This is a genomic window from Blastococcus sp. CT_GayMR20 (genome assembly GCF_004570345.1).
The window spans coordinates 21,642-31,541 of the sequence record NZ_SPQM01000054.1 but is presented as its reverse complement, the minus strand read 5'-3'; the positions used below and the strand labels follow the sequence as shown (position 1 = coordinate 31,541).

The window sequence follows — 9,900 nt, the reverse complement described above, 5'->3', positions numbered from 1 at the left end:
GAGGCCGTCGGCATCCGGAGCACGGCCCAGGAGCGCCCGGTAGACCGCGACGACCATCTCCGCGTCCAGGCTCGGAGGGGCTGGAGAGGTGCTGTCCGGACGTGCCGTGACCTGACGGTGCCTCGTCCTGAGGGACCGGAGGGCGCTTCCCGAGATCCGTCCGGGCCCCGGTTCCTGGGACCGGTGTGCCGCAGCGGGGAGATCATCACTCAGCGTAGGCCCCCAGGACATTGCGTCATGAGCCCATCGTACGGACGCCCGCCGGGGCGCCGCCCCCGCCCCGGACACGCACGCCCGGCCCGCGGCAGCGCACGGTGTTGCACGGTGCCGACCTCGCCCCGCGGGCGCCGGTGCAGAGGTCGGAGTCGGTCGCCGGGCGCCTCAGGGGCGATCGAGTGCGGCGCCGATGTAGGGCGCCAGCGAGCGGGCGAAGGTGTTGGTGAGGTGGCCCGCATCCGAGTACACGATCGCTCCGCCGATCCGTGCGTGACAGACCCCGTCGCGGCAGTACTTCTCCGTGAGATCGAGCAGACGGACGGACCCGTCCGGCCAGCCCGCCGCCGCTTCCGCGGCCGCATCGCGGTGCAGGGACACCGACTGTTGCGTGTCGCAGACCGTCGGGTTCGCCGCGTGCGTCGACAGGCAGTCGGGAACGTCAGCATCGTCGACCGTCCGGGGCAGATCCCTGATCACGACCACCGTCTTCCCGGCTGTTGACAGCGCGTCCCACGCCGCGGCGTACCGGGAGGGCTGGATCTCCCGAGCGCCGTTGTCCTGGAGGTACACCTGGCCCCAGTTGGCGAAGATCACCGTGTCGATGGACCGGTCGGCGGCGATGGCCTGGTGTGCAGCAGTGCCCCAGGCCGCACATGCCTGCTGGTCGTCGGGCCGGTCAGGCAGGACGACGTCGCTCGCTCCCGTACCGCTGCACGCGCTCTTGAAGTACGTGACGACCCGCCAGCCCCTCTCCTCGGCCAGGGCCCGGAGTGCGGCCATGTAGTGCATCGCGTGCGAGTCCCCGAGCATCGCGATCGTGCGGACCGGACCCGTGGTGTCGCCGAATTCGCACCTGCGCAGGGCGCTCTCGCCGCGCGGCGTCTCGCACTGCCATCCGCCGGCGGGGTCCGCCACGGCGTTGGTGTCGGTCTTGGCGAAGGCGGGAGTCATCATGCCGGTGATGGCGAACGGGTCGCCGCATCCCTGTACGACGTCCATCGCCGCGGCCCCGAAACACGCGTCGACCGTGGCATCGAGGGTCGCCTGCGCGGCTGAGGCGATGCGCGCATCGAGTACCTGCACGACGGCTGCCCCACCGGCCGCGACCCCGATGCTCGCGGCGACGGCTGCCGCGAGGACCCGGCGGGGCCGCGCGCGCTGCACCACCGGGGCGCCTCGGAACCGGTCCTCGACGCCCACCTTGGTGAGCCAGGCGACCAGGACCGACGCCCCGAGGATGGCGGCCTTGTGGGCGGTGGTGAGCGGCGCCGCCGTCACGATCGGCACGACGACGATGAAGGGCCAGTGCCACAGGTACATCGAGTAGGAGACGTCGCCCAGGAACTGCACCGGGGGCAGCGCGAGGAGCGGCCGGAGGCTCCACGGCCCCGTCGGACAGCCCGCCGCTATCACGGCGACCGTTCCGAGGACCGGAAGCAGCGCGGCAGAACCCGGGAAGGCCGTCGCGCCGTTGAACGTGACTGCTGCCCAGGCGATGGCGACGAACCCGGTCAGCGACAGGAGCGACCTCTGGGTCCGGCGGTTCTCGGCGATCACAGTCGGCACGAAGGCGAGGAGGCCACCGGCCGCGAACTCCCACATCCGGGTGGGCGTGACGAAGTAGGCACTCGCCGGCATCCGGCTCGTCCAGAAGACGGACACGACGAGAGAGACGAGACCGACGACGACCACAGCGGTGAGCAGCATGGCTCGGGTCGCGCGTTCCGAGCGCCCACGGGCCGCGGCGGTGACGAGCACCATCAGGAGCGGCCACACGACGTAGAACTGCTCCTCCAGGGACAGCGACCAGAAGTGCTGCACCGGGGACGCCGCGTTGTGGGCCGCGAGGTAGTCCACCGCGTCGAAGGCGAGCAGCCAGTTCTGCCCGTAGACCGCGGACGCGGAGACCTCCCCCATCCACTGTCGCCAGTAGCTGTCGGGAACCACAGCCAGCGTCATCGCCAGGACGACGACCAGCACGAGGAGGGACGCGGGGAGCAGGCGACGGGCACGCCGTGCCCAGAACCGGCCCAGCGAGATCGTGCCGGTCCTCGTCACCTCGCGGAGGAGATGGGACGTGATGAGGAAGCCCGAGACGACGAAGAAGACGTCGACGCCCACGAAACCGCCGGTCAGCCGCAGCGGCCACAGGTGGTACAGGACCACGATCAGGACGGCCGCCGCGCGCAGGGCCTGGATCTCGGGCCGGACGGTGGTCTGCCCCATCCCCGCGGCGGGGGGGCTCGGGCGCGCGCGTCCCAGAGGGAGCGGTCTCGTCGACGGGAGGTCGCCCGCCACGGCTCGCGTCGGCGCGATCTGGTCACCGATCGTAGCCATGTCGTTGCGGATGGTACCGGACTTCGTCGGCTATCTCGTGCAGCGAAGCCATGGCGGCGGGGGTGCACGCCGCTGCCCGAGCACCCATGGTGCCCGGGGACAAGGACTCACGGCTGTGCGTCGTCCAGCAGTGCCAGGTCGTGCCGGACCATCCGGGCCACGATGTCCTCGAAGGGGACGGTCGGGGACCAGCCCAGCACCTTCCGCGCCCGGGTCGAGTCGCCGACGAGCTCCGGTGCGTCGGACGGCCGGGCGAAGCGCGGGTCCAGGGTGACGTGCCGTTCCCAGTCCTCGACACCGGCCGCCTGGAAGGCGGCCCGGACGAAGTCGCGCACGCTGTGGGAGACGCCGGTGGCGACGACGTAGTCACGCGCCACCGCGTCCCGGGCGGCGAGGACCATGGCGGCCACGTAGTCCGGCGCCCACCCCCAGTCGCGGCGGGCGTCGAGGTTGCCCATGGCCAGCTCGTCCTGCAGACCGCGGGCGATCCGTGCCGCCCCGACGGTGATCTTGCGGGTGACGAATGCGTCGGGCCGACGAGGCGACTCGTGGTTGTAGAGGATGCAGCTCGAAGCGTGCACACCCCGGGCGCGCCACACACCGACGAGATGGTGCGCGTAGGCCTTGGCCGCGCCGTAGGGCGTCAGCGGACGCAGCGGCGTCGTCTCGTCCTGGGGGACACGCGATGTGCGCCCGAAGATCTCGGCGCTCGAGGCCTGCACGAAGTGCACCGACCGGCCGGTGCGCTCCTGCAGGTCGTGCGTGGCCTTGAGCAGGTGCCCGACTGCGACGCCGCTCACCTGGGCCGTCAGGGCCGGTTCCTGCCAGGACAACGCCACCGAACTGAGACCACCGAGGTTGTAGACCTCGGTCGGTTCGATCGCGGCGACCAGCGCCTCGAGCTCCGTGCCCACCGCGAGGTCACCCACATGCTGATGCACCTGCTGCGGAAGTGGATGCGTGCTCCCCGCCTCGCTCTCCTCCGCGCGGACGAGCACGTGGACCTCGGTCGCCTCCTCGAGCAGCTGCTCGATCAGGTAACTGCCGTCCTGCCCGGTTGCCCCGGTGACGAACGCGCGGACGGCGCTCACCGGCCCGCGAGCTCCTTCTGCTGCGCGAGGTCGGAGTCCACCATCATGCGGACGAGCTCCTCGAAGCCCACCTTGGGCGTCCAGTCGAGCTTCTCCCGCGCCTTGCTCGGGTCGCCGATCAGCAGGTCGACCTCAGCCGGGCGGAAGAACCGCGGGTCCTGGTGGACCTTGCCCTCCCAGTCGCTGATCCCCACGTGGTTGAAGGCGACGTCGAGGAGCTCGCGGATCGAGTGCGTCTCGCCGGTCGCGACGACGTAGTCGTCGGCCTCCTCCTGCTGGAGCATCCGCCACATGGCGTCGACGTAGTCGCCGGCGAACCCCCAGTCGCGCTTCGCGTCGAGGTTGCCGAGGGAGATGGTGTCCTGACGTCCGAGGGAGATCTTCGCGACGGCCTGGGTGACCTTGCGGGTGACGAACTCCGGGCCGCGGCGCGGCGACTCGTGGTTGAACAGGATCCCGGACGACGCGTGCATGCCGTAGGACTCGCGGTAGTTGATCGTCATGTAATGGCCGAAGACCTTGGCGACGCCGTAGGGCGAGCGCGGCCACAGCAGAGTCGTCTCCCGCTGCGGGACGTCCTGCACCTTGCCGAACATCTCCGAGCTCGACGCCTGGTAGAAGCGGACCTTGGACAGGTCGTCGCCCGCGTACAGCCGCATCGCCTCGAGGACGTTGAGCACGCCGAGGCCGGTGACGTCGGAGGTGAGCTTCGCGTTCTCCCACGAGTAGGCCACGAAGGAGATGGCACCGAGGTTGTAGACCTCCTCGGGCTGCGCCTCGCCGAACGCGCGGATCAGGCTCGAGAGGTCGGTGATGTCGCCGGTGAGCAGCTTCACTCCGGGGACCTCGCGCCGCACGAGATCGGCCTTGGGGTTGTTCTGCCCCCGGATCAGGCCGTAGACCTCGTAGCCCTTGGAGAGCAGGAGCTCCGAGAGGTAGAGGCCGTCCTGGCCGGTGATGCCGGTGATCAGCGCGCGCTTCATATGTCCTTCAATCCTCGTGGCTGCGAACGGCCGTTAGCGTAGCCGGGGGCGTCCCACCGGGTGGCCCCCTCCGAGCGATCGCCGGGGGCCGACACCGCAGGAGGCCCAGATGCGCGTCGCCCTCGACGCCACCCCGCTGCTCGGTCAGCGAAGCGGGGTGGGCAACTACGTACGGGGGCTGGTGGACGGCCTGGCCCAGCTGGACGAGGGGCCGGACGTGCTGCTCACGCTGTTCAGCGTGCGCGGGGCGGTCCCGGGCCCCCTCCCGGTCCGCACCCGCACCGCCCCGCGCCGGGCGCCGGCCCGCCTGCTGCGGCCCGCGTGGTCCCGGCTCGCCTGGCCGCCCGTCGAGCTCCTGACCGGCCGGGTCGCGGCCTTCCACGGGACGAACTTCGTCGTGCCCCCGACCGCCCGGGCCGCGGGCGTGGTCACCGTGCACGACCTGGCCTACCTGAAGTACCGGGAGACCGTGACGGGCGACGCCGCCGAGTACGCCGACCTGGTGCCGGCCGCCCTCGCCCGGGGCGCGCACGTGATCGCGGTGAGCCGGGCCATGGCCGTCGAGATCGCCGCGGAGTACGGCATCGCCGAGGACCGCATCACGGTCGCCCACCACGGCGTCGACCCTGCGTGGTCCCGCTCCGCGCCGACGACGGTGGCCGACCGGAAGAGGCTGCGGATCCCGGAGCGATACGTGCTCTTCATGGGCAATCTCGAGCCGCGCAAGAACCTGGGCACGCTCGTCCGCGCGCACGCGGCAGCGCGGAGGCAGGACCCCGCCGTCCCGCAGCTGGTGCTGGTCGGGCCCGCCGGCTGGGGCGACCGCTGGCAGGGGTCGCCACCGGATCCTGCGGACGTCGTCCTCGCGGGATACCTGGCCGACGAGGACCTCCGGTCGGTCGTGGCCGGCGCGGCGGCTGTCTGCATGCCGTCTCACTACGAGGGCTTCGGCCTCCCGGTCCTCGAGGCACTGGCCAGCGGGCGGCACGTGATCGCCAGCGACATCCCGGCCCACCGGGAGGTGGCGGGAGGGCACGCCACCCTCCTCCCAGGGGACGACGACGATGCCTGGGCGGACGCACTGTCCGGACTGCCGGAGGTCGCGACGGACTCCGAGGCGGCCCGGTCGCATGCCGCCCGGTTCACCTGGCGAAACAGTGCCGCCGCCCACCTCACGGCCTACCGCGCAGCCTCCGACGCGGCCGGTCGCAGACGAGGTGGCCCGTAGGATTCCTGCGTGCCCGACGACCAGCCGTTCATCTCCTACGCCCAGAATGCCGAGGACGTCGTGCTCTGGCGCGCGCTCCGGCACCTGTCCAAGGGCCGTTACGTCGAGGTCGGTGCGAACGACCCCACGGAGTTCTCGATCACCCGCGCCTTCTACGACCGCGGCTGGACGGGGATCGAGATCGAGCCGGTGGCGGAGTTCGCCGAGGCGTTCCGCCGGGAGCGGCCACAGGACGTCACGGTCCAGGCGGCCGTGACCGACGAGGACGTGCAGACGGTCACCCTCCACGTCATCGACGGGACCGGCCTGTCGACGTTGGACGCCGCCATCGCCGAGGGCCACCAGGAGAGCGGCTGGGACGCGCACAACGAGGTCGTCCCGGCCCGCCGGCTCGACGACGTCCTCGCCGAACACCTGCAGCCGGATGACGACATCCACTTCCTGATCGTGGACGTGGAGGGCTCCGAGCGGGCCGTCCTCGCCAGCGTCGACCTGCGCCGGTGGCGTCCGTGGGTGCTCGTCGTCGAGGCGACCGCACCGCGCAGCACGAAGCCCACCCATCACGAGTGGGAGGACCGGGTGGTCGAGGCCGGCTACGAGTTCTGCCTGTTCGACGGCCTGTCCCGCTTCTACGTCGCCGAGGAGCACGCGAGCGAGCTGCGTTCCGCGCTCAGCGCCCCGGCGAATCCGTTCGACGAGTTCATCCCCTACCGGTGGCACCAGCAAGGGGAAGAACTCCGGGCGACGAAGGCCCAGCGGGATGAACTCCTCGACGAGGTGATCCGCTGGCGGGGCACCGTCCTGGCGCGCTGGGTGGAGGCCGCCGCCTCCGGCGCTGCCGGGGCCGGACCGGCCGGGCACGAGGTCGTGCGCCTGCGCAAGGAGCTGGAGGCTCACCGGGCGACCCTGTCCTGGCGGGTGACCGCACCGCTGCGCGCGGTCCAGCAGAAGCGCATGCAGGGCTGGCGGTGAGCGTCGACGAAGTCCTCCGGACCGATGTCCCGAGTGCCGCCGACCTGCTCGATGCACTGCACCAGCGCCTCGGGGTGACCGCGGCGACCCTCGGCCTGGACACCGGCACCCGGTCCGGCGATCCAGCGGGGGCCACGTCGGAGCTCTACGGCCGCTTGGTCGAGCACGTCCACGCCGCCACCGGTCCGGAGGCTCTGTGGCTGCTGATGACGGCGATGTGCGGCGCCATGCCGCACCCCGACGAGGTGCGTGCCGCGCTGCGCAGCCGCGACGTCAACCGCCCCGCCGACTTCGGCCGTTGGCTGCTGGAAGCCGTGTACGCGTCGTCGGCCGCGCGGGGGGCCAGTGACGTCGAGATGGACGTCGTCGCCGGGGGCGTCGTGGTCGACGTCGACTTCACCGCCCGGCACGAGCTGCACACGGGGATCCAGCGTGTCGTCCGGGAGACCGTCCCCCGGTGGCAGCGGGCTCACGACCTCACCCTGGTCGCGTGGACCGATGCCGGTGGAGCCATGCGTCAGCTGACCATGTTCGAGCTCGACCGGGTCCTGCGCTGGAACGACCTCGCGCGCCAGGACAGGAAGGAGCGCCGGGCCCGGCGGCGGGACCGCCTGGTCGTCCCGTGGCACGCCTCCGTCCTGCTCCCCGAGAATCCCGCGCCCGACCACTGCGCGGCGCTGACCGCCCTCTCCCTGTACTCCGGCAGCACGGTCGGCCTCATCGGGTACGACTGCATTCCGCTGATCAGCCCGGAACTCATCCACGAGGGGCTCCCCGACCGGTTCATGCGGTACCTGGAGCCGGTGAAACACGCACGTCGCGTCGTCGGCATCAGCGCGGCAGCCACCCGCGAGTTCAGGGGATTCGTCAGCATGCTGTCCGCCCAGGGCCTGGAGGGGCCGACGGTCGTCGAGTGCAGCCTGCCGGTCGAGGTGCCGGCCGGGGACGACGTTGCGCCGACCGATCCCCCGCTGGTGGTGACGATCGGCAGCTTCGAGCCGCGCAAGAACCAGCTGACGGTCCTGCACGCCGCCGAACAGCTGTGGCGCGACGGCCTCGAGTTCCAGCTCGAGTTCATCGGCGGCGGCGGCTGGCCCACCGAGTTCGACGCGCTGATGGCCCGGCTCCGGAAAGCCGGCCGACCGGTACGCCGCCGCACGGCGGTGACCGACGAGGAACTGTGGCGGACACTGCGGTCGGCCCGCTTCTCGGTGTTCCTCTCCCTGCACGAGGGGTTCGGACTGCCGGTGGCCGAGTCCCTCGCCTGCGGCACCCCCTGCCTCACCAGCGACTACGGCAGCACCCGCGAGATCGCCGACGGCGGGGGCGCACTCGTCGCCGACCCGCACGACGACCTGGCGATCGCCGAGCAGATGCGCCGGCTGCTGGTCGACGACGGCCTGTTGGCCCACCTGAAGCAGCAGGCGCTCGAGCGGCCGCGCCGGACCTGGGACGACTACGCCGACGAGCTGTGGACGGCCCTCGCCCCCGTCCCGCCCGGCACCGGGGAGGCGCCCCGATGAGCCGCAGGACCGCTCCGTTGGGACATGCACTCACCCTTCCAGGACGCATCGCCGCCGCGCCGCCCGGCGAGCGCGATTCCCTGCTGTCCCGCCTGGGACTGGTGGTCTCGACGCTGACGGGCGCGCCCGCGCCGTCCGTCCGGGGCGAGCTCGTGGCGAGCTTCGAGCAGCTGCTGTCCGACGCGGACCCTTCGTCGGTGTGGCTCGCCCTCTCGGTGCTCGAGGGCGAGCTCGCCACCACGACCGCGGTGCGGCGGGCGGTGCGGGCGATCCGGCTCGACGGCGTGGCCCCCGCTTTCGGCGCGAGCCGGGCGAGGACCGCGCGGAGCTGGGTGCTGCCGGCGCGGCGCAGGGAGGTCCGCGTGGTCACGGGCGCCGTCCTGGTCGACATGGAGCACACAGCACGGACGGCGCTGGCCACCGGCATCCAGCGCGTCGCCCGCGAGACCGCGAAGCGGTGGGCGCGCGATCACGACATCACTCTCGTGGGCTGGACCGAGGACCACCGCGCCCTCCGCCCCCTCGACGAGCGGGAGCGGACCACCGCGCTGACCGGTGTGCGCCTCGCGTCCTCCGACGGGGACCCGGCCGACACCGATGCAACCGTCCTGGTGCCCTGGGAGGCGACCTACGTCCTCCCGGAGCTGTCCCCGGAGCGGGACCGCAACGAGCGGATCGCGGCCCTGGCCCAGTACGCCCGCTGCCGCACCGGGGTCATCGGCTTCGACTGCGTGCCGATCACGACTGCCGAGACGACCGCCATGGGCGTCAGCGAGGCCTTCGCGCACAACCTGGCCGCGATCCGGCACCTGGACCGGGTCTCGACCATCTCGGAGGCGGCGGCGATCGAGTACCGCGGCTGGCGGAGCATGCTCGGATCCGTGGGCCAGGTCGGCCCCGACATTCTGGTCGACATGCTCCCGGCCGAGGTACCCGGGACCACCGAGGCCGATCTTGCCGAGGCACGGGCACGGCTGACAGTCGCTGAGCTGCCGATGGTCCTGTGCGTCGGCTCCCACGAGCCTCGCAAGAACCACGTCGCGCTGCTGCACGCCGCCGAACTCCTCTGGCGCGACGGGGTGGAGTTCAACCTCGTCCTCGTCGGCGGGCGCTCATGGAACGACTGGCAGTTCCAGGACGCGCTGGCGGCCGCCCGCTCGCGCAACCGTCCGGTCGAGGCGGTCACGACGATGACCGACGGAATGCTGTGGGCGGCCTACCGCCTCGCCCGCTGCGTCGCCTTCCCCTCCATCAACGAGGGATTCGGCCTGCCGGTGGCGGAGGCGCTCGCCTGCGGGACTCCCGTCGTGACGTCGAACTACGGCTCGATGGCGGAGATCGCGGCTGACGGCGGGGCGCTGCTGGCCGACCCCCGGTCGGACACCGACATCGCCGCCGCCCTGCGCCGGGTCCTCACCGACGACGACGTGCACGCGCGGCTCGCGGCGGCGGCGCAGGCGCGACCGGTGAGCACGTGGGACGACTACGCGAACCGGGTGTGGTCGACACTCGTCGACCACACCCGGTCGGCCTGACGTCGGCCGCGACCG

The 9,900-nt window shown here is 72.1% G+C and carries 7 protein-coding genes; 4 read left to right on the top strand and 3 right to left on the bottom strand.

Going from position 1 to position 9,900, the window contains the following annotated elements; all coding sequences use genetic code 11:
• Window positions 1–381: 381 nt before the first annotated feature.
• The 3 genes from E4P40_RS13955 to gmd form a co-directional block, all read right to left on the bottom strand.
• On the bottom strand, window positions 382–2,442 hold the full coding sequence (locus tag E4P40_RS13955; RefSeq protein WP_167762229.1) for an acyltransferase family protein: 2,061 nt from the start codon (window positions 2,440–2,442) through the stop codon (window positions 382–384).
• A gap of 218 nt (window positions 2,443–2,660) precedes the next feature.
• Window positions 2,661–3,644 (bottom strand): GDP-mannose 4,6-dehydratase, encoded by a 984-nt coding sequence (locus tag E4P40_RS13950; protein ID WP_135159165.1) that lies wholly within the window; start codon window positions 3,642–3,644, stop codon window positions 2,661–2,663.
• Entirely contained in the window at window positions 3,641–4,627 is a 987-nt protein-coding gene (gene gmd / locus E4P40_RS13945) for a GDP-mannose 4,6-dehydratase (protein WP_135159164.1), read from the bottom strand. The genes E4P40_RS13950 and gmd overlap by 4 nt, the downstream gene beginning before the upstream one ends.
• A 109-nt stretch (window positions 4,628–4,736) precedes the next feature.
• Here gmd and E4P40_RS13940 point away from each other — a divergent pair, with 109 nt between their 5' ends.
• The 4 genes from E4P40_RS13940 to E4P40_RS13925 are packed head-to-tail and all read left to right on the top strand — an operon-like array spanning window position 4,737 to window position 9,885.
• Entirely contained in the window at window positions 4,737–5,855 is a 1,119-nt protein-coding gene (locus E4P40_RS13940; RefSeq protein WP_135159163.1) for a glycosyltransferase family 1 protein, read from the top strand.
• Between the two features lie 9 nt (window positions 5,856–5,864).
• The gene (locus tag E4P40_RS13935) at window positions 5,865–6,827 is read left to right on the top strand and encodes an FkbM family methyltransferase (RefSeq protein ID WP_135159162.1); all 963 of its coding nucleotides are present in this window, start codon (window positions 5,865–5,867) and stop codon (window positions 6,825–6,827) included.
• On the top strand, window positions 6,824–8,350 hold the full coding sequence (locus E4P40_RS13930; RefSeq protein ID WP_135159161.1) for a glycosyltransferase family 1 protein: 1,527 nt from the start codon (window positions 6,824–6,826) through the stop codon (window positions 8,348–8,350). Before E4P40_RS13935 ends, E4P40_RS13930 begins: the two co-directional genes overlap by 4 nt.
• The gene (locus tag E4P40_RS13925) at window positions 8,347–9,885 is read left to right on the top strand and encodes a glycosyltransferase family 1 protein (RefSeq protein ID WP_135159160.1); all 1,539 of its coding nucleotides are present in this window, start codon (window positions 8,347–8,349) and stop codon (window positions 9,883–9,885) included. The genes E4P40_RS13930 and E4P40_RS13925 overlap by 4 nt, the downstream gene beginning before the upstream one ends.
• Window positions 9,886–9,900 lie beyond the last annotated feature (15 nt).

Bases quoted from the DNA above. Each gene is read 5' to 3' on its own strand.
- E4P40_RS13940 (WP_135159163.1), top strand. From the start codon at position 4,737: ATGCGCGTCGCCCTCGACGCCACCCCGCTGCTCGGTCAGCGAAGCGGG.
- gmd (WP_135159164.1), bottom strand. From the start codon at position 4,627: ATGAAGCGCGCGCTGATCACCGGCATCACCGGCCAGGACGGCCTCTAC.
- E4P40_RS13955 (WP_167762229.1), bottom strand. From the start codon at position 2,442: ATGGGGCAGACCACCGTCCGGCCCGAGATCCAGGCCCTGCGCGCGGCG.
- E4P40_RS13925 (WP_135159160.1), top strand. From the start codon at position 8,347: ATGAGCCGCAGGACCGCTCCGTTGGGACATGCACTCACCCTTCCAGGA.